26 protein-coding genes and 2 tRNA genes are annotated in these 25,543 nt (G+C 62.4%); 16 read left to right on the top strand and 12 right to left on the bottom strand.

Translation table 11 applies throughout. The annotated features are described in order from the left end of the window. Window positions 1-16 precede the first annotated feature (16 nt). Together ACP26O_RS06565 and ACP26O_RS06570 are read right to left on the bottom strand one after the other, a co-directional pair. Complete coding sequence (locus tag ACP26O_RS06565) at window positions 17-2,839, bottom strand: cell wall hydrolase (protein ID WP_244098981.1); 2,823 nt, start codon at window positions 2,837-2,839, stop codon at window positions 17-19. Between the two features lie 60 nt (window positions 2,840-2,899). Continuing rightward, window positions 2,900-5,407, bottom strand: coding sequence for a type VI secretion system Vgr family protein (locus tag ACP26O_RS06570; protein WP_175663925.1), 2,508 nt, complete (start codon window positions 5,405-5,407; stop codon window positions 2,900-2,902). 523 nt (window positions 5,408-5,930) lie between these two features. Between ACP26O_RS06570 and ACP26O_RS06575 the strand changes: the two genes are divergently transcribed. After that, window positions 5,931-6,068: a hypothetical protein gene (locus ACP26O_RS06575; protein WP_175701237.1), complete on the top strand. Its 138-nt coding sequence runs from the start codon at window positions 5,931-5,933 to the stop codon at window positions 6,066-6,068. A gap of 1,128 nt (window positions 6,069-7,196) precedes the next feature. Here the strand turns inward: ACP26O_RS06575 and ACP26O_RS06580 are convergent. After that, window positions 7,197-7,273, bottom strand: a tRNA-Pro gene (locus ACP26O_RS06580). Window positions 7,274-7,434: 161 nt separating this feature from the next. Here ACP26O_RS06580 and sixA point away from each other — a divergent pair. Beyond that, window positions 7,435-7,896 carry a phosphohistidine phosphatase SixA gene (gene sixA / locus ACP26O_RS06585; protein ID WP_041491139.1) on the top strand — a complete coding sequence of 154 codons (462 nt, stop codon included), beginning with the start codon at window positions 7,435-7,437 and terminating at the stop codon, window positions 7,894-7,896. Between the two features lie 159 nt (window positions 7,897-8,055). Next, window positions 8,056-8,862: a GNAT family N-acetyltransferase gene (locus tag ACP26O_RS06590; RefSeq protein ID WP_011656520.1), complete on the top strand. Its 807-nt coding sequence runs from the start codon at window positions 8,056-8,058 to the stop codon at window positions 8,860-8,862. 207 nt (window positions 8,863-9,069) lie between these two features. Here ACP26O_RS06590 and ACP26O_RS06595 read toward each other — a convergent pair whose 3' ends face one another. Continuing rightward, a complete protein-coding gene (locus ACP26O_RS06595) occupies window positions 9,070-9,240 on the bottom strand; it encodes a hypothetical protein (protein ID WP_006750326.1) in 171 nt (56 codons plus the stop codon). Window positions 9,241-9,378: 138 nt separating this feature from the next. Here ACP26O_RS06595 and ACP26O_RS06600 point away from each other — a divergent pair, with 138 nt between their 5' ends. Continuing rightward, complete coding sequence (locus ACP26O_RS06600) at window positions 9,379-9,555, top strand: hypothetical protein (RefSeq protein WP_006750327.1); 177 nt, start codon at window positions 9,379-9,381, stop codon at window positions 9,553-9,555. Between the two features lie 19 nt (window positions 9,556-9,574). On the opposite strand, the gene ACP26O_RS06605 is transcribed toward ACP26O_RS06600, so the two are convergent. The 5 genes from ACP26O_RS06605 to ACP26O_RS06625 all read right to left on the bottom strand — a co-directional run bounded on the left by ACP26O_RS06605 (window position 9,575) and on the right by ACP26O_RS06625 (window position 15,071). Next, window positions 9,575-10,945, bottom strand: coding sequence for an MATE family efflux transporter (locus ACP26O_RS06605; protein ID WP_175663923.1), 1,371 nt, complete (start codon window positions 10,943-10,945; stop codon window positions 9,575-9,577). A gap of 10 nt (window positions 10,946-10,955) precedes the next feature. Further along, window positions 10,956-11,282, bottom strand: coding sequence for a DUF2288 domain-containing protein (locus ACP26O_RS06610; protein ID WP_126227507.1), 327 nt, complete (start codon window positions 11,280-11,282; stop codon window positions 10,956-10,958). Between the two features lie 78 nt (window positions 11,283-11,360). Next, complete coding sequence (locus ACP26O_RS06615) at window positions 11,361-12,980, bottom strand: acyl-CoA synthetase (RefSeq protein WP_175663922.1); 1,620 nt, start codon at window positions 12,978-12,980, stop codon at window positions 11,361-11,363. 376 nt (window positions 12,981-13,356) lie between these two features. After that, the gene (locus ACP26O_RS06620; protein ID WP_011656525.1) at window positions 13,357-14,049 is read right to left on the bottom strand and encodes a peptidoglycan DD-metalloendopeptidase family protein; all 693 of its coding nucleotides are present in this window, start codon (window positions 14,047-14,049) and stop codon (window positions 13,357-13,359) included. A gap of 110 nt (window positions 14,050-14,159) precedes the next feature. Continuing rightward, on the bottom strand, window positions 14,160-15,071 hold the full coding sequence (locus tag ACP26O_RS06625; protein WP_175663921.1) for an aldose epimerase: 912 nt from the start codon (window positions 15,069-15,071) through the stop codon (window positions 14,160-14,162). A gap of 158 nt (window positions 15,072-15,229) precedes the next feature. On the opposite strand from ACP26O_RS06625, the gene ACP26O_RS06630 reads away from it, so the two are divergent. The 8 genes from ACP26O_RS06630 to ACP26O_RS06665 all read left to right on the top strand — a co-directional run bounded on the left by ACP26O_RS06630 (window position 15,230) and on the right by ACP26O_RS06665 (window position 21,022). Continuing rightward, complete coding sequence (locus tag ACP26O_RS06630; RefSeq protein ID WP_006750334.1) at window positions 15,230-15,337, top strand: hypothetical protein; 108 nt, start codon at window positions 15,230-15,232, stop codon at window positions 15,335-15,337. Window positions 15,338-15,558: 221 nt separating this feature from the next. After that, window positions 15,559-16,389, top strand: coding sequence for an undecaprenyl-diphosphate phosphatase (locus tag ACP26O_RS06635; RefSeq protein WP_166722291.1), 831 nt, complete (start codon window positions 15,559-15,561; stop codon window positions 16,387-16,389). Window positions 16,390-16,564: 175 nt separating this feature from the next. Then, window positions 16,565-16,641, top strand: a tRNA-Arg gene (locus ACP26O_RS06640). 860 nt (window positions 16,642-17,501) lie between these two features. Further along, complete coding sequence (locus tag ACP26O_RS06645) at window positions 17,502-17,879, top strand: DUF3592 domain-containing protein (protein ID WP_175661814.1); 378 nt, start codon at window positions 17,502-17,504, stop codon at window positions 17,877-17,879. Window positions 17,880-18,864: 985 nt separating this feature from the next. Then, a complete protein-coding gene (locus tag ACP26O_RS06650) occupies window positions 18,865-19,515 on the top strand; it encodes a hypothetical protein (RefSeq protein WP_175663920.1) in 651 nt (216 codons plus the stop codon). 84 nt (window positions 19,516-19,599) lie between these two features. Then, entirely contained in the window at window positions 19,600-19,932 is a 333-nt protein-coding gene (locus ACP26O_RS06655; protein WP_166722286.1) for a RebB family R body protein, read from the top strand. Window positions 19,933-20,131: 199 nt separating this feature from the next. Further along, window positions 20,132-20,500, top strand: a complete 369-nt coding sequence (locus tag ACP26O_RS06660) for a RebB family R body protein (RefSeq protein WP_105833278.1) — start codon at window positions 20,132-20,134, stop codon at window positions 20,498-20,500. Between the two features lie 198 nt (window positions 20,501-20,698). Continuing rightward, window positions 20,699-21,022 (top strand): RebB family R body protein, encoded by a 324-nt coding sequence (locus ACP26O_RS06665; RefSeq protein WP_126227514.1) that lies wholly within the window; start codon window positions 20,699-20,701, stop codon window positions 21,020-21,022. A 78-nt stretch (window positions 21,023-21,100) separates the two neighbouring features. Here ACP26O_RS06665 and ACP26O_RS06670 read toward each other — a convergent pair whose 3' ends face one another. After that, on the bottom strand, window positions 21,101-21,682 hold the full coding sequence (locus tag ACP26O_RS06670) for a Crp/Fnr family transcriptional regulator (RefSeq protein WP_244101291.1): 582 nt from the start codon (window positions 21,680-21,682) through the stop codon (window positions 21,101-21,103). A gap of 574 nt (window positions 21,683-22,256) precedes the next feature. Between ACP26O_RS06670 and ACP26O_RS06675 the strand changes: the two genes are divergently transcribed. The 4 genes from ACP26O_RS06675 to ACP26O_RS06690 all read left to right on the top strand — a co-directional run bounded on the left by ACP26O_RS06675 (window position 22,257) and on the right by ACP26O_RS06690 (window position 24,677). Beyond that, window positions 22,257-22,739, top strand: a complete 483-nt coding sequence (locus ACP26O_RS06675; RefSeq protein WP_244101298.1) for an RNA polymerase sigma factor — start codon at window positions 22,257-22,259, stop codon at window positions 22,737-22,739. A 114-nt stretch (window positions 22,740-22,853) separates the two neighbouring features. Beyond that, window positions 22,854-23,171, top strand: a complete 318-nt coding sequence (locus tag ACP26O_RS06680; RefSeq protein ID WP_175663918.1) for a RebB family R body protein — start codon at window positions 22,854-22,856, stop codon at window positions 23,169-23,171. Window positions 23,172-23,200: 29 nt separating this feature from the next. Continuing rightward, entirely contained in the window at window positions 23,201-23,818 is a 618-nt protein-coding gene (locus ACP26O_RS06685; RefSeq protein WP_175663917.1) for a hypothetical protein, read from the top strand. A gap of 412 nt (window positions 23,819-24,230) precedes the next feature. Continuing rightward, the gene (locus ACP26O_RS06690; RefSeq protein WP_175663916.1) at window positions 24,231-24,677 is read left to right on the top strand and encodes a hypothetical protein; all 447 of its coding nucleotides are present in this window, start codon (window positions 24,231-24,233) and stop codon (window positions 24,675-24,677) included. Window positions 24,678-24,786: 109 nt separating this feature from the next. Here the strand turns inward: ACP26O_RS06690 and ACP26O_RS06695 are convergent, their stop codons facing one another. Together ACP26O_RS06695 and ACP26O_RS06700 are read right to left on the bottom strand one after the other, a co-directional pair. Next, window positions 24,787-25,128, bottom strand: a complete 342-nt coding sequence (locus ACP26O_RS06695) for an L-rhamnose mutarotase (RefSeq protein ID WP_175663915.1) — start codon at window positions 25,126-25,128, stop codon at window positions 24,787-24,789. 54 nt (window positions 25,129-25,182) lie between these two features. Then, complete coding sequence (locus ACP26O_RS06700; RefSeq protein ID WP_175663914.1) at window positions 25,183-25,542, bottom strand: hypothetical protein; 360 nt, start codon at window positions 25,540-25,542, stop codon at window positions 25,183-25,185. Window position 25,543: the final 1 nt, after the last annotated feature.

Raw genomic sequence — 25,543 nt, forward strand, 5'->3', positions numbered from 1 at the left:
TTACTCAATCAATCAATCAATCAATCAAAACAATGGGATACGGTTCGGGGCGATATGGCTCCAGTCCCGGTGTTGTCCCGTGATAATGCATTGCATTCCCTTTTCCATAACGCGGCCCTGATAATGCGTTGATCCACGGTAAATTATTCGCATCTGAATAATACGGATTTGCATAGTTTAGATTGGTACCCACGGACGAAGGTTCCCCGTTCTCTCGGTCGCGCAAATAAGAATCCACTAGATCATTCACTCTCTGGCTTATTTCGCTGGCGGGAATTTGCTCGACTGTTGATCGGTGATGCTGCTTTCGTGCGATTGGTCCATTGACGTCCGAGAATTGATTGTACTGATTGACTACCGCCGAAACGGTGCTTCCGAAATGATCTTGGCCAGGGCCGAGTCGACCAGACGCTACGCGATTCAAGATCGTATCGATCACTCCTTTCGCCTGCATATCGCCAGCGAACTGCACCCACTCAGTTTGCAGTGTTTTCTTCAAATCGAGCACATCTTTCGCGGTCAAGATGAGGGCTTTATCGCTAAATGACGAATTAATGAAATTTCCGATCAGTCCGATCGGATGGAAATGCCACGGGCTTGGCTGATTCGGGAAACCATCTATCTTTTTTTCTGCAACCTGCTCCCACCACTGCAATTTTCCGATCCGCTCAATCTCGGCCTTCCATAGCCACAGTAGTTTCTTCATGAGCGGGGACAACGCCTCCCATTTACCCAGGCCGCCGCCCCATTCGCTTTGGCAGCGCACTACGAGATGGGAGAGGGCTTCTGCTGTCCACTGTGTTTCTTGCGCATGCTTCAGCTCTTGTGCTGTCACCTTCCCGTCGTGATTCGCATCAATCGCCTTCTCGAGCTTTGTGATCAGCGGGCTCGCGTTGACCGTTGCGGCGCTCGTTTCGAATTCGGTTTTGTCTTCGTCGGTCAGAAACTGCTCGGCAACGTGGATGTAGCGTTTGAGCATGTCCGCAGGCTTGATGCTGCTATTGTCGATCAATTCGAAGCCCGGCCAGTCCCATGGGCCGCACATTCGCACGAGCGGGTGGTCCTGCTCGCACACCCATCCGTTGCGAGTACTGCCGTCCTTGTTGCCGATCGTCACGTAGTACCAGCGGCGCCCCTTGTCGTCTTTCGCATTGTTCGCCTCACCGTTCTTTTCGAGGTTGACTCGTAGGAATACATTGCGGAAATCTGCGCCCGGCCCTTTCGCGTTCGAGAAGGTTAACGGGAAGCTCTTCCAGCCCGGCACGATTGCGTTCGTTGTCGTGTTGGCGAAGCTCGCTTCGACCCAGACGGGTGCGCCGGCGTCGTTGTAAGCCGGCTTCGCGTGACGGCCGCCATGTACAGGTGCGGCCGTTTTCGGTTGCACCTTGACCCACTTGCCCTTTGCGCCAGCGGCGAGAGCTACAAGCTTGGTGCCAGGTTGCAGTTTCTGGTCCGGTTGGGGCAAGTCGGTGATCAGCAGTGCTCCCGGCGAAATTTCCAGAAATGTTTTTTCCGGAGGGCGCTCACTTGCTCGAGCCTGACTCATCTTGATGAATGCTTCGAGTTCAGGGCCAGCGAACACTTCAAGATGCAGCAACGGCCGAGTCGGCTTCGGCGGTAGTAGCTTTGCGTCCGGGTAGCGTAGATAGTGGCCGAGTTGACCTATGACGTCGCCGGCTTTGACCGAATATGGCTCTTTCAGCACGACGACTGTATCCCGCGGCTTCGGGTCGACGATCGGGTCCAGTTCCTTCTCGTACACATATCCGTACGGTGCGTGTTGCGATACCGGCTGACCGACGACCGCGCTGGCCGGCGTACCTGACTTGATTGCATTAATCTTAACCCAGCCCGGCTTCGCTTTCGTCTGGTCGTCGGTAGCGACAGTTAATTCCGCTCCGCGCGGCAGAATGCCGATGATCTTCCCGTTCGGCAGATCGCGGATGCGGAGGCCCGTGATAGGAGATGGGAGTGGCGTCGTGTCTTTCGTATCTGCTACAGGCTCGGGCACCTTCTTGAAATCGCTTTCGATGAACTCCCCCAGCACATCGCGATTGCTCGGCACGGGTATCTTCGGCCGTGGCACCTCCTGCGGGTCTTTGGCCTTGTCGCCGACTCGATAGTAACGGTCGCCTTCCCAATACGGCATCGGATTCGTGTTCAGTTTCGACGGATCGACCTGGGCTACTTTCGCTTGTTCTGCCGCCGCTTGGTAGCTGTCGTGATCCATCGTGTGCATGTACAGGCTGAAGAATGTCAACACTTCGCCTGATGCCGGCTTGTTGGCACTCGCTGCCGCTGCGGGTGCCGCTGCGGGTGTCGATGCCGGTGCCGCGGTCGCAGTTGATTGGGATGACGTCGCCGGCTGCGCAACTGAATTCGTGGACGTATCCGTTTTCGGTGGCTGAGGCGGCGGCAATTGCAGCCGATGGCGAACCAGCACGAAGCCCGTCGAATACAGCGCGTGCCGACCGTCTTGGTAGTCTTGTTCTGGATACTTGCTGTCGAGCCGGTATGCAACGACTTCACCATCGGCAATTGCACGGATGCCGTCACCTTGCTTCAGATGCGCGCCAGTGTTCTGACCGAAGTGGATGCCGCCGTGCCACATGCCGTTCGCACCGAGCGGATAGAATCCATCTTCAGCAGCCGCTAGCGCCTTCATGTACGTCATCGGATTAGTTGGGTCATCTTGCCCGACCGGCGTGAACGGAAATGCCCATCGCAGCCGTTTGTAAGGCGGTGTCGCAGATGTGTTCTGTGTGGTCGCCGGGTTGCTAGACGCGGCCGCCGTCTTTGCCGGCGCGGCATGCTTCGGGGGATGGTGGCTCTTGCTCATGTTTCTCGGAATCTCTCGTTTCTCGTTTTTCTTGCCGCGTGGACGATGACTGTCTCGGTGTCAGCCAGAGAACAGCGAACCGCGCCCGCCGTCAGTCGCCACCGGTGTCGCTTGCAACGGATCGCGAATCGTCCCGCTTCCTCCGCTGGGCTTGTCCCAAGTGCCGCATTTTTCCAAAATCTGTCCGGTCGTCACGTTCTCGATCAGCCCGCCCTTGATGCTGATATACGAGCCGCCAGCGCCGATCCACACTTCCTTCGCTGCCGTCAGAATCAGACGTCCGTCCGCACTTTCGATCTTCACATCCTGCAGAGCCACTAGCGAGGCCGTGCCGCTTTGCGCCTGGATGTCCACGGGTCCCTTCGCCGCAAAAATCTTGATACCGAGGTTCTGGGCGAATAGGCTAATCTTGTCGAGCACACTTACCAACAACGACTTGCCGGCTGCTAGGTTGACGTTCTTGCTGGCAACGATATTCGCATGCTGGTTTGCCGTGAGGTGCACTGATTGTTGCGTCGACGCGGCGATGCCCTCGGGGCTCGACAGCAGCATCACCGGCTTCGCAAAACCGTTCGCATTACCGGTACCGCCGCCGGCCGTGCGGCCGCCGCTGGTCGAGCCTGCGACAGTCCGCTGCGTGGCGTCGGTGAATGACTTCAGCGCGTTCTGGCCGTCTTGGAGGCTTTCGGCGCGGTTCGTTTCACTGGCCTTCGACACCGTCTCAAGCACGGCTTCCGCGCCGGCGAGCGGCTCGGTGGCGGCCGTTACGTTCAGCGGCTGGGCGGTGGCTGGCTGCGTCGATATATACAAGCCCTGTTCGGCGCGCACAGCGCCGTGCGCTCCGGACTTTAGGTCGAAACCGTTGCCGAGGAACGTGCCGCGTGTGTTGTCGGATTGCTCAATCAGGTAGCCCAGATGCAGGTGGGAGTTGTAGCTCGACGAGTAAAGGTGAACCCGGTTCTGACCGCTCGAGTCGTCCATGACGAGCTGGTTGAAACCGTCGCCACCGTATTCACGGGACCGAAATCCGGACAGCAGGCCGTGCGTGTGCCATACCGGCATCGTCGCGCCACCATGCAGTCTCGAGATGATCACCGGCCGGTCGCAATCGCCATTTACGAATCCCAGGAGCACATGGTCGTCTTTGCGTAACGGGAAGTAGCCGCCACGCTTCGCGCCGGCGTCCGGCATCGCCGCACGGATCCATGACGTCGACTTCGTATTGCGGTCGTTCCGGCTGTTCGACGTCCGGACCCGAACACGATTGCCGTCGTCCGTGAGGATTTCTTCGTCGCTGTCCGTCACGACGATTGCCGTCTGCAGATGCATCTCAGGCTTCTCGTGCTCAAACGGACTGCGGAATGGCGTCTTGCGGCGTTGCGCCTCGATCTCGACGTGGAAAAATCCGACGCCGCCATCGCGGTGACTGACGGTCGCACCAGTCCCAGCCGCCTGGACCTGTTCGATCTCGCTGCGCAGGCTGCGCGGAAACCGCGTCAGCGCATCCAGGCCCGGGAGGTTGTTTTGAATCAGCCAGTCGCTCGCGATGATCGACAATTCCCGCTCTTCCTCCGGCAGGGCATCGAGAACCGGATGCCCCGACACCTTGAACCAGTAGCCGGGTAGTGCATAGCGGGGGCTGCCGATCGCGAAATAGCGTTTTGCTCGCGAGGCCCATTCCTCGGTGCGGATGCGGGCCTGCTGTTGCCCGATGTCGGATTCGGCCCAGGTCTGTGAGCCGGTATAGAGATAGTCTTCACCTTGGCCGGGTAAATCCTCCAGGTCTGCCGCCGGCGTACTGACCTGTTTGTCGAGGTCCGGACGCTTGTAGTCGGCGGTGCCGAGTGTCAGCGTCGCGCTTTGTGCGTCCTGCTGTTCGCTCAACTGGGTGAGTCCGTCGAAATCCTCGTCGGTACCTGCATGGCTGAACTTCATCTCCGAATTCGGCAGCGGCGGCCCGAAATACAGGTCGTCCATCATGACGACCTTGTGCGACTTGCCGTCCTTTGCGAAATCGAAGCGCGGAAACACGCCGACTTCCTCCAGACTCCGGTGCACGAAATTCCAGTCGGTTTCCCACTGCACGCGGTGCGAATACGAGCGCATCGCCGCGCGTAGTTCCTGTCCATAGTTGCCGGAAGCCTGCGGATGCTTGTCGAATACGTCGGCGAGAATCTGCCAGCCGCTGGCTTCCTGCCAGTCGCGCCGATCGCTGCTGAGCTTCAAAAAGCTCAGCCACGAAGAGAACTGAAGCTGAAAATACGAAACGGCTCCATCATTTCCAAGGCGGCGCGCCCGCTGCACATAGCCATGGATCGGCAGATAACCGCCGTCGGTCTGGCGAATCCAGAGCGTGACGGGTTGCAGCATGAGAGCGCTAAGCTTGATCTTGTCGCCGACGACCGACGAGGCATCCACGGTCACCTCGAAATTGCGCCCGAGCCGCGCATTGATCTTGACGTACAGCGGCGTGAGCCAGTCGTCGCCAAGCGGCGTGTCAAGTTTCACGATGCGATCGAACTGCGCGTAGCCTCCGCGCAATACCTTCAGCAAGACTTCCCCGCTCATGCAGTCACCCCGTTTCGTGCAGAACGCGTCCGGTTGCAACGCCGAGACTGCGTCTGTCTTACGCCTTAAAATTACAAATAAATAACTTTTGTATTAAATAAATCTTACAGATGGATGCCGCAGCCGCTCAAAGCTGGAGACTGCGGAATATAGCTCACCAACCCCAAAGATCATACCAAAGTCTGTTCGGCACAATAAAGGCACGGTGACGATTCTTGACGGTTTGTTCGATGCTATCGACTGGTAGTCTTCCGGCGGAATCAGCCGATAAAGCGAATATCGCGATCAGGAGAAACGTATGCGTTGCCACGCGAAAATAGGGATCGAATAAACTCGGGCAACCCGTCGAGGTTGAAAAAGACAGGCTTGAGTTCTCGTGGCTAGGTGGGGCGTTTAAAGATGTTCGGCACGGGGGACGAAAAGTTTCTCGCGCGCTATCATCTGCCGGTACTGTAAGGGCGCTGACGGCCGAACGTTGATTGGTATGTACATACTCAAGGTCAACGCCGATGGCCGTCCGGCCATGTCCCGCATGCACAAGCCGAACGACGAGAAGCGGGCGGTCGTGACCCTTCGGTCATCCGACTATGACGAGCGGTTGCACACGAAGAACGCCGAGGCCTTGCGCGCGATGCTGAACCTCTATCCTGCCGACGAATGACCGCTGATTCAACGTAATTGTGGGTGGGCGGGGGCAAATGCGTCCGAATGCTAATAATTCATGTCCGCCGCTTGGTCTCAAGCCACTCTTGTTCGTGCTCAATGAGCCCATTCATTCCATCTACCGACCTCATCGCGGCGGCATAGGTCCATTTTGGGGTAGGTTGGGGTGACCGGCAATTCGGTATCGTGCAGGTATGCCCTCGCAGGTTCGCGCCTATCTAACCAAAGAAAATTAATGAACCCAATCGATGAGGGCTAGGGCGTCCTTTTCTCGAAAAGCCATTCCCCCGTCTAATCGGTATCTCCGGCGCCCTGCCTTGTGTGGCAGAAGTACGGAGACCGCTTTTGCTCCAGCAGTGTAATTGATGCGCGTGTCCTCGCTTACAAAAAGCACCGCGGGCCATAAAGTGGCAGAGTTCGTGGCGGATATCGCCCAATTTGTCCAAATATGAATTGGCATTGTCTTATGCTGAATCTAAAGTCGTTTTATACTTCACCGCACTATTCGGACTGTGCCAAGATGGTGATTTCATCAGTAGTCTGAACATGACCGAGCAAGATCGCGAGGTGAATAAACATGTGCTCGGTCCAAACTATTGAATGCGTCAATTGCTGCGAGAGAAATGTGTTCCGTATGGGGAGTCACAAATCAGAAATACGCGACCGCAACGAGCTTATCGGGGAGAGCCGACAGACGGCTTTTTCTTTTCGTCAACTCGCACGTCGTGACGCGACCCGCAAAGTTATAAGGGAGGGGCTTCCCGGACATTAGAGGAACGATGCAACTAGCCCAAGTCCACATGTATGGATTTCAACAGTTCATGGGCCAAGAAGGACGGGTCGCAGATGGTGTCGCCACGAACTTCAGGTACCTTGGATTTGATCTTAACGAGTTCGATAATGTTGACCCGTGTTGGTTCGCGCTTCCCGCAGTAATGTAAACCGGGCGGATAGTTGGAGCAGACTGGAAGCGTGCTCGGATGTTTCATAGCCGGGCACTACCGCGCTCGGGGCGCATGCGATGAAGGCCGCTACGATTCGGCGCCGTGCGGCCATTTTTTTCCCCGACGGTAACGTGACTAGAAAAAGAAAAAGGGGTTAGCTTACGCTAACCCCTTGATTCCTTTGGTCGGAGCGATAGGATTCGAACCTACGACCCTCTGATCCCAAATCAGATGCGCTACCAGGCTGCGCTACGCTCCGACGAGCCAAAGATTGTATCGTCTAATGGGTGATCGGGTCAATCAAGTTATGCATATCGCGCACATCATCCCGAACCGTTCACGATTGGCGACAATTCAGAGTGTGAGCGTCCGGCACGCACCTGCGCGACCGGATCGTTCGCCGATGCATGGAGAGACATCATGATGAACCTGATCCTGTGGCGCCACGCCGAAGCCGAAGACTACGCGGCAAACGACCTCGCGCGCCAGCTGACGAGCCGCGGGCGCAAGGAAGCGCAGACAATGGCTAAATGGCTGCGCGGCCGGCTCGAGTCGAACAGCGTGATTCTCGCGAGCCCGGCGGCCCGCACCGTGCAGACCGTTGAGGCGCTGACCGACCAGTACCGGACCGTCGATGCGCTCGCGCCGGGCGGCAGCGTCGACGACGTGCTGACCGCCGCCGGCTGGCCGGACGGCATTGCGCCGACGGTCATGATCGTCGGACACCAGCCGACGCTCGGCAGCGTCGTCGCGCACCTGATCGCCGGCAACGGTGACAGCTGGAGCATCAAGAAGGGCGGCATCGTGTGGATCGCAAGCCGTACGCGCGACGGCAGTCGTCAGGCCGTGCTGCGTGCGTTGTTGCCGCCGGACCTTGTGTGACGGGGTTTGACCGTATTGATCATACGGTTTCGCAAGCTTTCTGCTAAAGTCAATTCGGCGACACGTCATTGAATGGACACGGTCGTGCCACAGAATGGTAACGGCCGGTTACTACATTGGCTGGCATGTCGTCCTATTCCTTACGACCAGGAAAGCCTAATGCGAGAACTGCCGACGCCTACGCTCCCTTTTGCCTCGCTTCCCCTCGACACGACGCGGCGTCACCTGCCGCGCGCTGCTGAAACCGTCACATCCGAGTACCGTCTGCGTGCCGCATGGGCGCGCACGGAAGACGAACTGCGCGAGGCACAGCGCCTGCGTTACACCGTCTTCGCCGAAGAGATGGGCGCGCAGCTCAGCGGCCCGTCCGGTCTCGACGTCGATCCGTTCGATGCTTATTGCGACCACCTGCTGGTGCGCGATCTCGACACGCTGAAAGTGGTCGGCACGTACCGCGTGCTGCCGCCGCACGAGGCCGCGCGTGTCGGCCGTCTGTACGCGGAAGGCGAATTCGACCTATCGCGCCTGACGCACCTGCGCGGCAAGATGGTGGAGGTCGGCCGCTCGTGCGTGCACAGCGACTACCGCAGCGGCGCCGTGATCATGGCGCTGTGGGGCGGCCTCGGCGCCTATATGATGCAGAACGGCTACGAGACGATGCTCGGCTGCGCGAGCGTGTCGATGGCCGATGGCGGCCACTATGCGGCGAACCTGTATCAGTCGCTGTCGGCCAACGCGCTGACGGCGCCCGAATATCGCGCGTTCCCGCATACGGCGCTGCCGGTCGACGAACTGCAGACGGGCACCGTCGTCGCGCCGCCGCCGCTGATCAAGGGCTATCTGCGCCTCGGTGCGAAGATTTGCGGCGCGCCGGCCTGGGATCCCGACTTCAACTGCGCGGATTTCCTGACGCTGTTCCGGCTCTCGGACATCAACGCCCGTTACGCCCGCCACTTCCTGGGCTGAGCAAACCGGATCGCGCGGCGCGCACGAATGCGAACGCCGTCGCGTGGGCAGGCTCTCACGGCCTGCCAGCGACGGCGTTCGGCTATTCGGACGAGGTCGGCCTATCCGGCCCTGTTAATTTGAACGGTACGCAGCAACCACCGTGCGAGCGGGCGCACGTTCGGGGCGGGTCCCGCAGGCGGCGACCCGGACGACAGGGCGGCTTGCCTAGTGCTTGCGCCGCCAGTCGAGCAGATGGTGTTCGGCCATCCAGTGATGGACCATCCCTTCGCCGCCGTGGCTGCGCTTGTATTCGCGCGATTCGAAGTACGACAGGGCGACGAGCACCATCAGGCCGACGAACAGGCCGATCAGGCCAGCGATCTCTTCAGACGACATGGCAGCCTCCTTTCAACGGGCACAGCGCCATGCCTTCATACTAGAACATCCGCGGGACGACCCCTAACCCGGAATTCCGCTAGACTCGGCGCCGTCCTGGCGCGCGATGGGCGCGCCGTTTTCCGGAGAGCCTTCCCGATGACCCGTTTCATGCTGGCCGTGCTGGCCGCGTCCCTTCTTGCCGGCTGTTCCAGCGATCCCCGCCAGGCCCGTCGCGGCCACCCGCCGCAAGATCCGGCCGATTACCACGGCGTGCCGACCGACATGACGCCGCCGTCGATGCTGGGCGCGCCGGCACCCGCACCCGCGCAATAACGTCCGACCCGCGTGGCGGTCAGGGGCCGGCCGCGGGCGCGTCGGCGCCGATTCGCCGCACGAGCGCCGGCAGGTAGCGTGCGAGCGTCGCGCCGCGCGCGACCATGAACAACAGCAGCGCGAACCACAGCCCGTGATTGCCGAACGGGCCGACGACGGTCAGCGTCGCCGCGATGAAGATCGCGAACGACGCGACCATCGCGCGCATCAGCGATTGCGTCTGCGTCGCGCCGATGAACACGCCGTCGAGCAGGAATCCCCACACGGACACGATCGGCGAGATCGCCGCCCACGGCAGGTATTGCAGCGCGACCGCGCGGATCTCGGCCTGATCGGTCAGCCGAGCGACGATCCATCCGCCGGCCGCCCAGTAGACGAGCGCGAACAGCAGCGCACCGAGCGCGGACCACAGCAACGTGACGCGCACGGCCCGCCGGAATCCGGCGCGGTCGCGCGCGCCGGCCGCGGCGCCGACGAGCGCCTCGGCCGCATGCGCGAAACCGTCCAGCCCGTACGCCATGAACGTCTGGAAATTCAGCAGCAATGCGTTGGCCGCGAGCGTCGCATCGCCCTGTTTCGCGCCGAGATGCGCGAACCAGCCGAACGCGCCGAGCAGGCACATCGTGCGCAGAAAGATGTCGCGATTGAGCACGATCAGCCGCTTGAGCGCCGCACGGTCCGCCAGCGCACGCGCGGCGATGGGCGCGAGGCCGCGCGGCCGCAGCTGCCACAGCATCCACGCACCGAGCGCGAAGCCGCATGCGTCGGCGGTTGCGGTCGCCGCACCGATCCCGGCAATGCCCCAGCCGAAGCCGTACACGTATAACAGCACGGCACCGATGTTCACCGCATTGATGAAGACCTGCGCGACGAGCGCGAGCCGTACGCGCTGCACGCCGAGCAGATAGCCGAGCACGACGTAGTTCGCGAGCGCGAACGGCGCGCTCCAGATCCGCGCGTGGCCGTAGGCCAGCGCGGTTGCGCGGACCGCGTCGCTGCCGCCCAGCGCGGACAGCGCGAACGACAGCAGCGGCACCTGCAGCGCGAGCACCACGGCGCCGAGCGCGAACGCGACGATCAGCGCGCGCAGCACGTTCAGGCGGATGCCGGCGGCGTCGCCGGCGCCGTGCGCCTGCGCGACGAGGCCGGTCGTGCCCATGCGCAGGAAGCCGAAGCCCCAGAACACGAAATTGAAGAACAGTCCGCCGAGCGCGACGCCGCCGAGATACTGCGCGCCGTCAAGGTGGCCGGCGACGGCCGTGTCCACCGCGCCGAGGATCGGCTGGGTCAGGTTCGCCAGGACGATCGGGAACGCGAGCGTGAGGACGCGCCGGTGCGAGACGGTGGCCGATCCGGTGCCGACTGCGTGCGGTAATGCGGAATCGGACATGGCGGACGCGTCAGGCGCGTTCCTGCACGCAGACCCACGGCGACACGACGACCGCCCACAGCTCGGGATTGCGCGCCGCGAAGTCGGCGGCCGTTTCGGCCGGCATGCGCGCGACGAGGCCGGAAGACAGCCAGCGCGTGACCTGTTGCGCATCGTCGCTGGCAATCGCTTCCGCGACGCTGACGAGATCGAGATCGCGCGCGACCGACAGCAGCTTGCCCTGCGCGAAAAAGCGCTCGAGATCGCACCAGTCGATCTTGGCGGTTTCGCCGAGGAGTTTGGCGTAGAGCGGGCTGTGCGACGCGCCCGCGGCGGATTCGTGTTGATCGGAGGACATCGTTGTGCGTTGGAAAGACTGCGTGGCGCCACTATAAACCATCCCGGCGGCTGGCCGCCCGGCGCGGCCCACGGCGGTTCAAGCGTCGCGCAGCGCGCGGCGCACGATCTTGCCGGTCGCCGTCATCGGCAGGCTGTGGACGAACGCGATCGCGCGCGGGTACTCGTGCGCGGCCAGGCGCGTGCGCACGTGCGCCTGCAGCGCCTGGACGAGCGCGTCGTCGCCGACATGGCCAGGGTTCAGCACGACGAACGCCTTGACGATCTCGGTGCGGGTCGGGTCGGGCACCCCGACGACGGCCGCCATCCGCACCGCCGGATGCGTGAGCAGGCAGTCCTCAATCGGCCCCGGGCCGATCCGGTAGCCTGCGCTCGTGATCACGTCGTCATCGCGGCCGACGAAGCGCACGAACCCGTCGGCGTCGATCGTGCCGGTGTCGCCGGTGAGCAGATAGTCGCCCGCGAACTTGTCGCGCGTCGCGGCGGGATTGCGCCAGTATTCGATGAACATCACCGGGTCGGGGCGGCGCACCGCGATGCGCCCCTCGATGCCGGGCGGCAGCGGCGTGCCGTGCTCGTCGACGATCGCGACCGTATGGCCGGGCACGGCCTTGCCGATCGCGCCGGGCTGCGCGTCGAACAGCGCGGCGCACGACGACAGCACCATGTTGCATTCGGTCTGTCCGAAGAACTCGTTGATCGTCACGCCGAGCGCGTCGCGTCCCCAGGTCGTCAACTCGGTGCCGAGCGACTCTCCGCCGCTCGCGACCGATTTCAGCGCCAGCGTGTAGCGCTCGCGGGGCGCGGGCACCGCGCGCATCAGCTTCAGCGCGGTGGGCGGCAGGAACGCGTGGGTCACGCCGTGCCGCGCCATCAGCGCGAACGCGGCCTCGCCGTCGAACTTCTCGAAGCGGCGCGCGAGCACGGGCACGCCGTGATGCCACGACGGCAGCAGCACGTCGAGCAGGCCGCCGATCCACGCCCAGTCGGCGGGCGTCCAGAACAGGCGCGCGTCACGCGGAAAGCATTGCTGCGACATCTCGACGCCCGGCAGGTGGCCCAGCAGCACGCGATGGGCGTGCAGCGCGCCTTTCGGCTTGCCGGTCGTGCCGGACGTATAGATGATCACCGCCGGATCGTCGGCGGCGGTGTCGGCCGGCACGAAGTCCGGCGATTCGGACGCGAGGGCGGCGTCGTAGCGCAGCACGCCCGGCGCGTCGGGCACGTCGTCGCCGATGCAGTAGCACGTGTGCAGCGTCGGCAGTTGCGCGCGCAGCGGCGCGATCTTCGCGTAGCCGGCCGCGTCGGTGACGAGCGCGGCGGCTTCGCTGTTCGCGAGCCGGTATTCGAGCGCGTCGGTGCCGAACAGCGTGAACAGCGGCACCGCGATCGCGCCGAGCTTGTACGCGGCGAGATGGGCGATCGCGGTTTCGGGGCCCTGCGCGAGGAAGATGGCGATCCGGTCGCCGCGTTGCAAACCTGCACGCGCAAAGCTGTTCGCGAGCCGGTTAGAAGCATTCTTCAGGTCGTCGAATGTGAGGCGCGACACGTCGCCTTGCGACGTTTCGTGGATCAGCGCGAGCCGTCCGCTGCCATCGGCCCACTTGTCGCAGACGTCCACCGCGATGTTGTAGCGGGCCGGAACCTCCCACTGGAAGCGGGAGAGCAGGTCGTCGTAGCGTTCGGCGGCAGGCAGCATCGCGGGTCTCCTTCATGTCGATCGACGGATCCGGTCGATGGTTTACATCAACATTTCACGCGACCTAACCACAATGGCGTGCGAGAGATAGGGAATGTGCGGACTCGTCCAACGGGGGCGGCTCAGTGCACGATTCCGCAATGACGCATAAGATCACGACAAAACAGTGATGTGACCATGGATTTGCTTTTGATAGCTGCGGGGTTCAGCCTGTTCGGAATCGGGGCGCTGGTGGTGTTCGCCAGCCGCGTCGATCCGTTGTCCGGCCGTTTCACCGGCCGTCTGCGCAAGCGCTGACACAACCTTCCCGATTCTCCTCGCGACGACATGCGATGCATGCCGGCATCGCGTGTCGCCTTGTCGATGCCGGGCGCGTTCAGCGCGCCGGCAGGTAGCGTGCCGGATCGATCGAGCGGCCGCCGTAACGCAGCTCGAAATGCAGCGCGACGCGATCGCTGTCGCTGTTGCCCATCTCCGCGATCGTCTGCCCCTGCGTGACCGACTGACCTTCCTTCACGAGCAGCGCACGGTTGTGTGCGTACGCCGTCAGGTAATCGGCGTTGTGCTTGAGGATGATCAGGTTGCCGTAGCCGCGCAATCCGTTACCCGCATAGACGACCGTGCCCGGCGCGGCAGCCAGCACCGGCGAGCCCGCCGCGTTCGCGATATCGATGCCCTTGGATTTCGAACCGTCGAACGTGCGCACCACGTTGCCGGCGGCCGGCCAGATCAGCGCGATGCTGCTGGCCGGCTTGACGGCCGATTCGACCGGCGCGGAAGGCGCGGGGCGACTGCGTCCCGCGCTGCCGGTGCCGGTGGTCGACGCGGTCGTGGTGCCGGGCGGCGGCGCGACGCGCAATACCTGGCCGACCTCGATCGCATCGGGGTTCGTGATCTGGTTCCAGCGCACGATGTTCGCCATCGACGTGCGATTCGCGCGTGCGATCTTGTAGAGCGTGTCGCCGCGCTCGACGCGGTAGTAACCCGGGCCGACGGGGGCGGAGCCGCACGCGACGAGCAGCGCGGCGCAGGCGGCCGCGACGAGTCGCTTCGTTGTTGTTCCGAACATTGAACCTCGCAAAACCCTGCCGCGCGACGCGGCAAGCAATACAAAACGTCAGATTTCGACCCGAGCGCCGCAGTTTCGCACTTCGCGCGCCGTTTCGGCGCGCGAGGGCGTCAGCCGGCGAGCGGCACCACGCGGATGCGCAGCGTGGCCGTTTCGGTCGAGCCCGGCGCGAGCATGCGCAGCCCGAGGCCGTTGTGGATCGCGTCCGGCAGGCCGAGCCATGGCTCGACGCAGTAGAAGTCCGATTCCGGCTTTTCGGTCCAGGTCGTGACCGCGTACCACGGGATCGAGCCCGGTACGTCGAGCGCGATCTCGATCGTGCGGCGGCGACCCGGCATCACGATGCGCACCGGCGTGGACGGCGCGCCGTCGAGGCAGTGGAAGCGGTCGAGGATGTCCGGATCGTCGAGCGTGTAATGCGCGTCGCCGCGTTCGGGCGGGCTGATAGAGCCGTCGGCGTTCTGCGCGCAGCGGTGCGTGGGCGGCAGCTCGAGCGTGGTTTGCGCGCGCTCGCCGTGCGGTAGCGCGAAATAGAAGTGGTGGCCCGCGTAGTAGGGCAGCGGCGTGTCGCCGCGGTTGGTCGTGGTGAGCGCGACCTCCAGCGTGTGTGCGTCGGCGAGCCGGTAGGTCGTTTCGAAGCGGAAATCGAACGGGTAGCTCGCGTGCAGCGCTTCGTTTGCCTCGAGCGTCATCGACAGCGCGGCGCCGTCGGCCGACGGTTGTGCCGCGAACGGCAGGTCACGTGCGAAACCGTGCATCGGCAGGTCGCGGACCACGCCGGCGGCATCGCGCCAGCGGCCCAGTTCGCCGTCGACGCGGTGGCGGCCGAGGAACGGGAACAGCAGCGGATTGCCGCCGCGCACGCGCGCGAGGTTGCTCCAGTCGGCCGTTTCCGGCCAGAAGATGATCGGCTCCCCGTCGACGTGCCACGACAGCAGGCGGCCGCCGAATTGCGGGGCGACCCGAACGAGCGACGGGCCGGCGTGAAGTTCGTGAATGTCGTGCTGCTGGAAGATCGGCATGGCGAATCGGTATGAACGGGGTGGGCGGGGGTGCGCGATGGCGCGCTCCATTATCGGGCCGCGACGCGGTCCGGGAAAACCCTTCTCGGGGAAATCGCGAGTTTTTCAGATTGTCAGCTGTCGGGATAATGCCTCTAAACCGGTGAGGTTGCCGGGTCATGACACTTCGAGGAGCGGCCATGGATCTGGCAATGGCAATGGGAATCGCACTGTTCGGCATGTTCACCGGCAGCACGGTATTGTTTTTTTACCAGCTCGGCCGCTGACGGCAATTTCTGCCGGAATCGAAAGGCCCGCCATGCAAATGGCGGGCTTTTTGCTTTCCGAATGCTTACAAATTGCAAGCGTTTGTGTGCATTGCCGCAATAACCTGCCAAATGCCTTGGCGCGGTAATCCTGGCTGGGCATAATCGGGGCGCGTTTTTTCGGACGCGCGCTGCGTCGTCCGCTTGTTCACCCGATTGCTCATCACTAAAAGGACCGACGCGTGAGTCTCTGGTTTCTGGTATTCCTGAGCGTCCTGCAGGGCGTTACCGAACTCTTCCCCGTCAGCAGTCTCGGCCACACGTTGCTCGTGCCGGCGTTGTTCGGCATGCACATCGACAAGCATGCGCCGCAGTTGCTGCCGTTCCTCGTCGCGCTGCACCTCGGCACCGCGCTCGCGCTGCTGTGGTATTTCCGTGCGCGCTGGATCGCGTTGATCAGCGGCTTCTTCGCGCAGCTCGGCGGCCGCAAGAACGACGACGGGCACCTGATGTGGGCGCTCATCATCGGCACGATCCCGACCGGGATCGTCGGCCTGCTGCTCGAGAAGCGCCTCGAGCGCGTGTTCCACGATCTGCGCATCGTCGCGGTCGCGCTGATCATCAACGGCGTGCTGCTGTGGGTCGGCGATCGCATCCAGCGCAGCCGTGCGCACCAGGCGCCGGAGAAGATGACGTTCAAGCAGGCGTTCTTCGTGGGCCTCGCGCAGATCGGCGCGCTGATTCCGGGTTTCTCGCGCAGCGGCCTGACGATGATCGCCGGTAATGTGGCCGGGCTGACGGCGGAGAAGGCGGCGGAGTTTTCATTCCTGCTCGGCACGCCGATCATCTTCGCCGCGGGCGTGCTCGAGTTGCCGAAGCTCTTTCATGCGCGCGACCAGCTCATGGATGCGCTGCTCGGCGGCGTGCTGACGGCGATTGCCGCTTATCTGAGCGTGCGGTTTCTGATGCGCTATTTCGAAGGGCGCGGTCGGTTGGCTTCGTTCGGCGTGTATTGCGTGATCGCCGGCGTGTTCTTCCTCGGCTGGTTCATGATGCATCCGCAGCCGGTTTGACGGTTGCGGCGCCGGTCGCGCGTGGTATGACGCGATGATCGGGTATAATTTCGGGCTCGGCTTCATGCCGGGCCCGTTTCGTTTCGGGGCTTTGAGTTCGTGGTTGTTGTGGCTGGCTCGAAGCTTCGTGCGTTAAATGCGGTCCGGGTTTTTGTGGCCGTGTCTTTTCCCTCGACCGCCCTTAGCTCAGTTGGATAGAGCAACGGCCTTCTAAGCCGTAGGTCACACGTTCGAATCGTGTAGGGCGGGCCAGTCGAATCAATGGGTTGGCTTAATCTGTAAGCCTGTCCCCAATCCTCAAAAAATTCCGTGTAGGTGCCGTGTAGGTGTTTGCGATCAATGCAGATCCAGACACGATCCATGTCAGAAGGGTCGTTTAAAAGCGATTGATGGCGCCGCAGGCTGGTGTGGGAAGCTGCTGCAGCTGTGTGTCTGATTAGCCTGGGATATGGCACGATATCGACGGCGCGCCGCCGGAGATATAACAGAACCGGCGACCAGTTGACGATGGCAACTTGGCAAGAGTTCAGTAGCAGGCGACTTTCGTACGCAATTAATCAGCTAGCCGCTGGATGAGTCGGATCGCACGGTCAAACAGATTCTCGAGGATCTAAACAGCCAATGTGCACCCGAAAAGCGCGAGGCGGCTCTTGCGTACTGGCGGCAGGTTTTCGATTACGTCGTAGAACTGAGTATCTGAAACTTCCGGATGCGCGTGTCGAGGCCGATCTTGCATATAGTCGGGCGCCGAGGGAGTTCAAGGGACTAGGGCAGCGCAAGCATCGAGAGCGACTCGCGGAGATCGAGTACTTATACGATCGACATATCGTGGGACCTGCCGTTCTGGATTGGGAACCAATTGGCGCGGAAGATGAGGCTGGCGATACGCATCACGAAAAGAGCCCACACTGGTGTCGTCCGCATTTCAAGATGCAGCCGCACGGCCCTCAATCGTCGCTACGAAAGGTCATTTTCGTCGGGCCGACGATCGTGCGTTCCGACAGGCTTGCGTTCTAATCCTTTTCGGGACGGGATGTCGTGAGGTAGTTCGGCTTGCAGGGCCTCGTTGTGTATGATTTCGACTGCTATCTGACGAACGAGCGAGCGCATTTATGTACAAAGCCGTAGCCTTTGTCGTGATCGGAGTCGGTTTTTTGATCGCAGCGGCGATAAACGTCCAACTGACGCGCGAATTCATGCGGACGTCGATCATGGTGCCCGGCGAAGTGGTGAAGTTGAACGCGGGCGGGTATCACCCGGAAATCGAGTTCGTGACGAAGGCCGGGGAACACGTCTCGTATCCGCAGGGCGGGATCGTGTCGAAAATGGCTGTCAGCGATCGACCGCAGGTGCGTTATCTCGCCGAGAATCCGATTCAGACAGCGAGAATCGATCGATTCGATGCGATCTGGGGGAATGTGGTTTTTTTCGCTGTCTTCGGATTGGGCTTCATCGTTTGTGGGTTGATCAACCTTCCGTCACGACAATGATCACAGCCATTATCGACCCGAGCTTCCTTCGTCCAATCGCAGTCACGTAGGCGAAAACTTGACGGATGACTATTTCGGACCGTGACATGACAAAAGGCCCAATTTCTGATGGTCGAAAAGCCGTGGGGCGTCGTACCTGACGAACCCCACACTGCACCAATAAACTTTTTGCAGCAACGTAGCTGCTTCCACCGATGCACCGGATACCCTTTCTTGCCTTTGCACTTTCGGCTCTCGTGCCCGGTCTACTGTGGTCGTACTTTACCGGCGACCCGACATCACTCAAGTACTCCATCCCAATCGCTTATTTCGGAACGGCAGTGTTTGCGATTCCGCTGTATCTGCTGGTCTTGAAATACTGGCGTATTTCTCTGATTTCATCGTGTTTGGGTGGCGGTATCACCGGATTCTTGACGTGGATTTCCACCTATCTGATTTACACCTCTATCTGGGATGACGATCTTTTCAAGGCCGATTTATCGGCTGCTTTGGGATTCTTGGCGTTCATATGCTTGGGTCCAGTGGCGGGATTTGTCTTCTGGCTAATGCATCGTTGGCACCGGACCTTACCCCGCTGAGTCCACCTTCGTCAGCTGGTGGGCTCGCCGGTCTAGGCATTCTTCCCCGGAAGCGCCCCTTGAATGATTCGTTCTTCGCGATGTCGGTCGGCTCGCGTGGACGCGAGAAGTTAACCATTCCCGCGTGTAGTTGTCCACGATCGTGAGCGTAGCGATCACGCAATTCATTGATCAATCAACACGCACCGGCGCAACGACAACCGATTTCACAGACCCCTCGCATAGTTCGTCCCTGCAGCAGTCCTGCCGAATTTCCGGCAAGGCCGTCGCGCATCCATTCCCGGGAGAACATCATGCGATATCCGTTGCAGCACTCCGACGCACGCGCGTCTGCGCCGCATCCATCCGACCTCGACCCCGCCCCGCACGCACCGGCGCCACAGCCGGACATCGAGGAGGTGTGAGCCATGAGCAATGAAGCACTTGACCCGCTGCTGCGGCAGTTCGCGGAAAAGCGATTGGGGCGGCCACTCGAGCCGGGCGAAGAACAGGCGCTGCTGGAGCGACTACCGAGCAGGCACACCAATCAGCCGGCGCCAACCGCCGGCACCGCAACGCAGGCGCACGCCACGCAGGCGCACCCCGCGAACCCACCACAGCCGCAGCCGAAAACCCGCCAGGAAGCGCGCGAGCAGATCAAACATTTCATGCAACTCAACCAGCAAAAGGCGTACGAGAAGATGCGCGGCATCCTGCAGACGATCGATGCGCAGAACGAAACAACCCTCGGCATGCTGGCGTCGGAACAGCGAAAGGTGTCCGGCGTACTCGACGCGCACGAGCCGCCGGCCGACGCTCAGGCATCCGGCGCGGCCGACATCCAGGACAGCACACGCGAGGCAATGGCGATGATCGGCGAACAACTGACGGGTCTCATCCGGCAGGAAATCGATGCGTGCTTCCGGCAATACGTCGACCTGCTCACCGTCCGGCTCGACGCGATATACGACCGCCTCCAAAGTATTGGCGCCAGTCCGACCGAATCGCCTGAATCAACCGCGCCGGATGCCGCCGCCACCGCGGTCGTTCACGACACCCCCGGCCCAGCGTCCATGTAGTAGCACACGGGTCATGCGGCTGAACGCGAAAGACGGCCGGCCCCGATGTGCAACCTCTCAACTACGTGAACCAAGGAGCAACAAATGACTGAAAAGTGTCAAGTGTGCCAGGTCAATCCCGCGATTACGGATGCGGTCACACAGGTCAACGTCAAGGTGGTCGCCGAAGCGCCGGCAATGGCGATGGGCTCGCTGTACCAGGCCCAAAGTCATTCGCTGAGCATCCTGTTCGAGAACGCGGTGCAGCAGCAGTCGCAGGCCGCGATCCAGTCGCAGACGTCGACGAACGTGGGGACGATGCAGCTCTACACGATCGGGCCGGAAAGCGCGGGCGCGGCCGCCACGGAAATCGGCTCGAACGGGATCATCTCGCTGCTGGCCGACGTGATCGCGATCGGCAAGGCGGTGGCACGTTAAGGCGCCGTCGCAACACCGTGGTTGAGCGGCGGCGCAAGCGGTACGCACCGCCAATGCCGCCGCCGCGCCGCGGATCCGCAGCACGGCCGCCGCCACCAGCACAGCGGTGCCGTGTGGTGTTCCGGAGCAACTGACAGAACTGACAGAACGGGCAGAGCCGATTCGATGCGGCGCCCGATCGCAAACCAGGAGAAACTCGATGGGAAACGAAAACGATCCGATCATTGGCGACCCGACCGACGCCTGCGACTGCAAGACCTGCGCGGTCAATGCCGCGATCACCGACGCGGTCACGCAGACCAACGTCAAGGTCGTGGGCGAAGCGCCCGCGATGGCGACGGGCTCGCTGTACCAGGCCCAGAGCCATTCGCTCAGCGTGCTGTTCGAAAACGCCGTGCAGCAGCAGTCGCAGTCCGCGGTGCAACTGCCGACCTCGACGAACGTGGGGACGATGCAGCTCTACACGCTCGGGCCGGCGAGCGCGGGCGCCGCCGCGACGGAAATCGGCTCGAGCGGCGTGCTTTCCGTGCTGGCTGACGTGCTCGCGATCGGCAAGGCGCTCGCCTGACGCGCAACCCGGCGTTGACGCCTGGCGGCAGCCGCGGTGGCTGCCGCCAGGCACCCGACGTCGTGCCGACACCCGCGAAGGCCGCCGCCCGCGCCGCATCGACGGCCGCGCGGCGCGCTTCGCCGACCGACCCACTCATGCTTTCGCCGTGACCGCGTCGACCGCGCCGCAGCGGCGAGCAACCACAGGAGTAACGACATGCCGGAACAGGCCTCCGCCGCGATTGCCGATGCAGTCACGCAAGCCAACGTCAAGGTGGTGGGCGAAGCGCCCGCCGTGGCCTTGGGCACGCTCATGCAGTCGAACAGCCACGCGTCCGCGATCCTGCTTCACAACGCGGTGCAAATGCAGGCGAACCAGGCGGCGTCCAACCTCGCCGCCACGACCGTCGGCATCATGCAGCTCTATGCCGGCTCGCCGGTGGCGGCGGCTGCCGCGGCACGATCGTCGAACGACAGCTTCGTGTCGCAACTGGCCGCCGTCGCGCAGTTGATGAACGCCATCGGTCACTGGCGCAGTTGATCTTCGCCGCGCGCCGCGTATTCCTGCGCGCAACCTCCTCACGCCGCGGCACCGCACGACGACGTGCGCGCCGCGGCATCAATTGGCGTCGGCGATATACCGGAGCCGCTCCGGTTTCTCGATCGTCACACCGTGTTCGTGAAGCCGGATCAGGCCGTCGCGCTGCATTTTCTGCAGCGTGCCGTTCAGTCGCGGACGGCTGACGTTGAGCATCGCGGCCAGGATGCTCTGGTTCTCCGGTAGCGGCACCTCGACGTCGTTCCCTTGCATGCGATTCAGCAGATGGCGCGCGAGCCTTGCTTCGAGCCGGTACAGGCACGCCGACTCGACGAAGTCGCTCAGCTGGTGGATGTGCAGGCACAGCTGCTCGTAGATGCGCTCCATGAAATCGGCATTGGCCCGCAGCGGTGCGAAGTGCTGGCGATGCAGCAGCGAAATGCGGCAGTCGTGACTCAACTGGGCCGTGAAGCTGCGCCGGTGCGCGCGAAGGAGGGTGCTTTCACCGATGAGTTCGCCCGGCACCGAATGGCCGAGAATGATTTCGCGTCCGCCGGGTTCGTGCAGTGTCTTGTACACGCGGCCGCGGTGCACGAACGCGACGAAATCTTCCGGATCGCCCTTGAAGAACAACATTCGGTTGCCGTGTTCGGGCCACGGCATCAGATGTCGCTCGACGTGAGCGAGCAGGCTTTCCGGAAGATCGGTGAGTATCCGTATATTGCGCAGCGTTCGAGCGTTAGCAAGGGCAGGCATGTTTTCCGTGCGAGGTTGTTTGACGATGCGGCCACCTAGCGGAAAACGCTGCTTCTGGTACTGCGTGAAAAAAATAATGAAGATACCGAAATAATCGACGAGCAGTCCGGACGCGACGGCACTTTGGCGGCAATGATGTTCGGGCGACCGACATCGATAGCGGCGTGCCGGCGCGCGAACGCGTCGCGACGCTAGTCGTTCTTTTTTCATCGCAATGCCGTTATTTACGCCCGGCGGAGTGCCTGATACGGCGGAACGGGCGACGCCCGTGGGTTAAAAATTTCCGTTCACAATAATCAAGAGAATTGACCAAAACGATTATCTCAATAACGGTGTTACGCGGGTAACAGCGCCGTTCTCGGCATCAAATCGATTCTGTGTTTTCCATAAAAACGGAGGGCACGGAATGACAACGTCGAACCCACACGCTGCCCCGCCGGCCGCGTCACAGGCGCAGCAGCTCGATCGGACGTGGCGTGAAATGCAGGGGAAATTGCGGCGGCGCGCGCGCCTCTTGTGCAAGGGGGATATTTACCGTGCCGACGAACTGCTTTCGGATACCGCACTCAAGGTTCACATTTACCTGCAGCGTTCGCCCGAGCGCGTTCGGAACCTGGCCGGCTTTCTCTTTCTGGCGCTGAACCACGCGTTCCTCTCTGGCGCGCGCCAGCGCCAGCGCGAAAACGGCATGCTCGAATACGACTCGACCTGGGACGACGATCACATCGCCGAGCTGGCGGGCCACGCACCGTCGATGGAGCAGCAGTTGCTGCTCCGACAGCAACTGCGACGTCTCGACCAGGCGCTGTCGATGCTCCCGCAGCAGCAGCAAATGCTGTTCACGCTGAAGTTCGAGGAGGACATGCCGTATCCGCATATCGCGGCGACGCTCGGCATCAACGAGCCGCTTGCCAGAAAGCGCGTCGAGCTGCTGCGCAAGAAATTGCGCGACGGACTCGCTTGAGCGCGTTCACGAATGCGGGGACGCAGCGTTCCTAACGACATACGCGGTGTCGATGGCCTGCCGGCCCGCCCGTTCCTTCAACCGCATGCCGGAGCCGAGATTCGAGGAGGCCTCGTGGCAGACAAAGTCAATGAGCAGGTTACCGACGCGCTGACGCAGACCAATGTCAACGTCGTGGCTGGATCGCCCGCCCAGGCGCTGGGCACGCTTTACCAGATGTTCAGCCAGGCCGTCGGCATCTCCGCACAGAACATGACGCAGCAGCAGGCGGCGCTGAACCAGATTTCGAACGCCGTCGTGTCGAAAGCGGTGGCGATGATCCTGTCCGTCGAAGCGTCGCCGAAGGGGGCGTCGGGCGGCGCATCGGGCGGTGCTTCGGGCAGCGCGCCGCACGCCGCGACGAGCGGGCCGCACACGGGTACCGCGCATTAGCACGTGCAGACTCTCGGGATACCTGAACCATGAATATGAAAGGCCTTTTGGGCGGGCGCGGCGACGACGCGCCGCAGACGCCGCGCGATGTCGACGACGCCGCAGCCGCAGCCGACGCCGCGACGCCAGCCGATGTCGCGCCGGTCGCCGCGGCGTCGAAGGTCGGCGCGCGCGCGTGGCCGGTCAACCGGCTGCGCAGGTTCACCGATGCGCTGAAGGCGCCGAACCAGATCGCGGGTGGGCCCGGGTCAGGCGGCTCGGCGCTGCAGACCGTGCAGGCGATCAACGCGGAAGCGGCGTCCTACGCGACGACGCAGATCGCGGTCGGCCCGAACATGTTGATCACGCAGGCGGGCGGGATGGTTGCGCAGGCGGCGGCCAACTACTTCGAGGCGTCGACGTCGCTGGCGATCGCGGGCAAGAGCGTGCTGATGAAGGATCTCGCGCAGAAGACCATCGACGAGAACGTGTCCGGGATGGCGATGGATGCGATGGGTCTGCTGTTGACGGACCTGTTCGTCGCGACCGCGGCGCTCGTCGCGGGTGCCGCGGAAGCGATCGAAGGGGAGGCTGCGAGCGTCGCGCTCGACAAGATCGACGAGAGCTTGCAGAAGTATCAGGCGCTGCTGGACAAGAAGGGTGCGTAGTGCGAGCCGGTGGCGGCGGACTTCCATGAGGAAGCAAGACTAAGGTGTGCGGATTTCCAACCTGCCGGTCCTCGGGAGTGAGCGGAGAAACAATGAGTACACCGACAGATCAAGAAATGGCTACCGTGTGCACCAGCGAAATCGCCTGCACGCACGACGACGGAGAAGCGGCCCCCATCGTCCACGACAGGCCGATCCATTACCGAGTCGAAGACGAACGTCCCGTGCAATCATCCCCGTGAACACAGGTCGATTGACTCCGGTGTGCGCAGCGACAAAGAATCCATCGACACGATCCGCCGCGCCGTCAGGCCGGATGCGGAAAGTGAGCAGCGGGGCCGACGCACGTCCGCATTCCCGAACACGCCGCCGCTCCGCCACCAGCAGTCCCATCGAGTCATGCGAGGAACCCATGCCCTACATCATTCAGAACGTACAAGGTCCCGCGCCGCTGTCGGTTGGCGAGCGCATCTGGGGAGATGCGACGGAAATCGATTTCGGCGCGATGACGAGTTGCATCGCGCTCGTCGAGCAGACGCCGGGCCAACCAGCGTCGGTACGCGGGATCCATCTGTCGATCGTCAGCGCAGACGGCACGCCGGTCTACGATCCGGCGTCGAACGTGGCCGGACAGATCGGCGCGATCATGCAGCCGACCGGCAACCTGCGTGCGTGCCTCGGACGCATCGAAGTCTGGCAGGCCGAAGAGCCGCAACAGCTGGGGGATTTCTTCGCGGGGCTGATGCAGAGCCTCGACATGACGACCTGGGTTCCGTTGCCGGACGGCAACCTGCGGGTGCGGTTCAACGGCGGTGTGATCCAGTATCGGGAGGGCACCGGTGCGTGGATCGACGTGTAGGCGGCACGGCCCGTTGAAGCCGGCGCCCGCCATGCGAGAGGGCACCGGCTAATGCCATTCAGGTGATCGTAGCGAAAACTTCAGGAAACGAGGTCCGCGAGTCGCACGCTCACGTCTGCGTTCGCAGATCGAATATGCAGGTCATCGGTGTCCACTTCAAACCGGCCGGTGTCCACGGCGTCGGGGCCTGGAATGTCCACATCACGTCTTCCCAAGCGCGAACCGTCGGATTTGCTTCCGCGGCTTTGGCCATGCGTTCGGCATCGAACACCGCGTCATCGGTGTCCATCACCATCGTCATGCGTGTGCCGACGCGGAAAATTTCCATACCGCGTACCCCATGCTCGCGAAGATGCCGCAGCACGTCGGGCCATACGGCACGGTGATGATCCTCATAGCGAGCGATCAGATCAGGATCGTCTTTCAGATCCAGTGCGAGACAGTAACGCATGGTGACCTCATGTTGGAAAGCGCTCGGAGAGCGTGAACCGTCGACTGCTCAGGATCACACATCAACGGATAACGAAATACGTGCCGCGCGTTTGCCCGATCGTCGCGGAATGCCGTGTAGTACTGGCACGGACGCTTGTGATCCCGAATGCGTTACCGTTGCGTCGGGTGGTGCACATGCTCCTGCTCGTGCAAGCCGCCGTTGCAGGTCGATGATCGCGGGCAGTTGAAAGTCGTGAACATCGGGCACGGCGCCGCCTTGGCGTCGACAGACCTGAGCCGCAATGTCCAGCGCGCGCGAACGCACGTCGATCAAGAGCGAGAGCGCTTCATCGAGCAGATCTTGTTGCTGCGCCGATAGCCGCAATTCGCTTGTGCGATCGTGCGGCGCCGATTCGGCCGGGTTCATGTCCATG

This window comes from Burkholderia sp. R-40 (genome assembly GCF_049942845.1).
GTDB classification, from domain to species: domain Bacteria; phylum Pseudomonadota; class Gammaproteobacteria; order Burkholderiales; family Burkholderiaceae; genus Burkholderia; species Burkholderia ambifaria.

Excerpts from the sequence above, each read along its gene's own strand:
- ACP26O_RS06600 (WP_006750327.1), top strand. The coding sequence starts at position 9,379 with ATGACCCGTTTCATGCTGGCCGTGCTGGCCGCGTCCCTTCTTGCCGGC.
- ACP26O_RS06605 (WP_175663923.1), bottom strand. The coding sequence starts at position 10,945 with ATGTCCGATTCCGCATTACCGCACGCAGTCGGCACCGGATCGGCCACC.
- ACP26O_RS06630 (WP_006750334.1), top strand. The coding sequence starts at position 15,230 with ATGACACTTCGAGGAGCGGCCATGGATCTGGCAATGGCAATGGGAATC.
- ACP26O_RS06670 (WP_244101291.1), bottom strand. The coding sequence starts at position 21,682 with ATGCCGTGGCCCGAACACGGCAACCGAATGTTGTTCTTCAAGGGCGAT.
- ACP26O_RS06650 (WP_175663920.1), top strand. The coding sequence starts at position 18,865 with ATGAGCAATGAAGCACTTGACCCGCTGCTGCGGCAGTTCGCGGAAAAG.
- sixA (WP_041491139.1), top strand. The coding sequence starts at position 7,435 with ATGATGAACCTGATCCTGTGGCGCCACGCCGAAGCCGAAGACTACGCG.
- ACP26O_RS06700 (WP_175663914.1), bottom strand. The coding sequence starts at position 25,542 with ATGGACATGAACCCGGCCGAATCGGCGCCGCACGATCGCACAAGCGAA.
- ACP26O_RS06665 (WP_126227514.1), top strand. The coding sequence starts at position 20,699 with ATGCCGGAACAGGCCTCCGCCGCGATTGCCGATGCAGTCACGCAAGCC.
- ACP26O_RS06625 (WP_175663921.1), bottom strand. The coding sequence starts at position 15,071 with ATGCCGATCTTCCAGCAGCACGACATTCACGAACTTCACGCCGGCCCG.
- ACP26O_RS06620 (WP_011656525.1), bottom strand. The coding sequence starts at position 14,049 with ATGTTCGGAACAACAACGAAGCGACTCGTCGCGGCCGCCTGCGCCGCG.
- ACP26O_RS06595 (WP_006750326.1), bottom strand. The coding sequence starts at position 9,240 with ATGTCGTCTGAAGAGATCGCTGGCCTGATCGGCCTGTTCGTCGGCCTG.
- ACP26O_RS06575 (WP_175701237.1), top strand. The coding sequence starts at position 5,931 with ATGTCCCGCATGCACAAGCCGAACGACGAGAAGCGGGCGGTCGTGACC.
- ACP26O_RS06675 (WP_244101298.1), top strand. The coding sequence starts at position 22,257 with ATGCAGGGGAAATTGCGGCGGCGCGCGCGCCTCTTGTGCAAGGGGGAT.
- ACP26O_RS06690 (WP_175663916.1), top strand. The coding sequence starts at position 24,231 with ATGCCCTACATCATTCAGAACGTACAAGGTCCCGCGCCGCTGTCGGTT.
- ACP26O_RS06695 (WP_175663915.1), bottom strand. The coding sequence starts at position 25,128 with ATGCGTTACTGTCTCGCACTGGATCTGAAAGACGATCCTGATCTGATC.
- ACP26O_RS06660 (WP_105833278.1), top strand. The coding sequence starts at position 20,132 with ATGGGAAACGAAAACGATCCGATCATTGGCGACCCGACCGACGCCTGC.
- ACP26O_RS06565 (WP_244098981.1), bottom strand. The coding sequence starts at position 2,839 with ATGAGCAAGAGCCACCATCCCCCGAAGCATGCCGCGCCGGCAAAGACG.
- ACP26O_RS06610 (WP_126227507.1), bottom strand. The coding sequence starts at position 11,282 with ATGTCCTCCGATCAACACGAATCCGCCGCGGGCGCGTCGCACAGCCCG.
- ACP26O_RS06645 (WP_175661814.1), top strand. The coding sequence starts at position 17,502 with ATGTACAAAGCCGTAGCCTTTGTCGTGATCGGAGTCGGTTTTTTGATC.
- ACP26O_RS06615 (WP_175663922.1), bottom strand. The coding sequence starts at position 12,980 with ATGCTGCCTGCCGCCGAACGCTACGACGACCTGCTCTCCCGCTTCCAG.
- ACP26O_RS06590 (WP_011656520.1), top strand. The coding sequence starts at position 8,056 with ATGCGAGAACTGCCGACGCCTACGCTCCCTTTTGCCTCGCTTCCCCTC.
- ACP26O_RS06570 (WP_175663925.1), bottom strand. The coding sequence starts at position 5,407 with ATGAGCGGGGAAGTCTTGCTGAAGGTATTGCGCGGAGGCTACGCGCAG.
- ACP26O_RS06655 (WP_166722286.1), top strand. The coding sequence starts at position 19,600 with ATGACTGAAAAGTGTCAAGTGTGCCAGGTCAATCCCGCGATTACGGAT.
- ACP26O_RS06685 (WP_175663917.1), top strand. The coding sequence starts at position 23,201 with ATGAATATGAAAGGCCTTTTGGGCGGGCGCGGCGACGACGCGCCGCAG.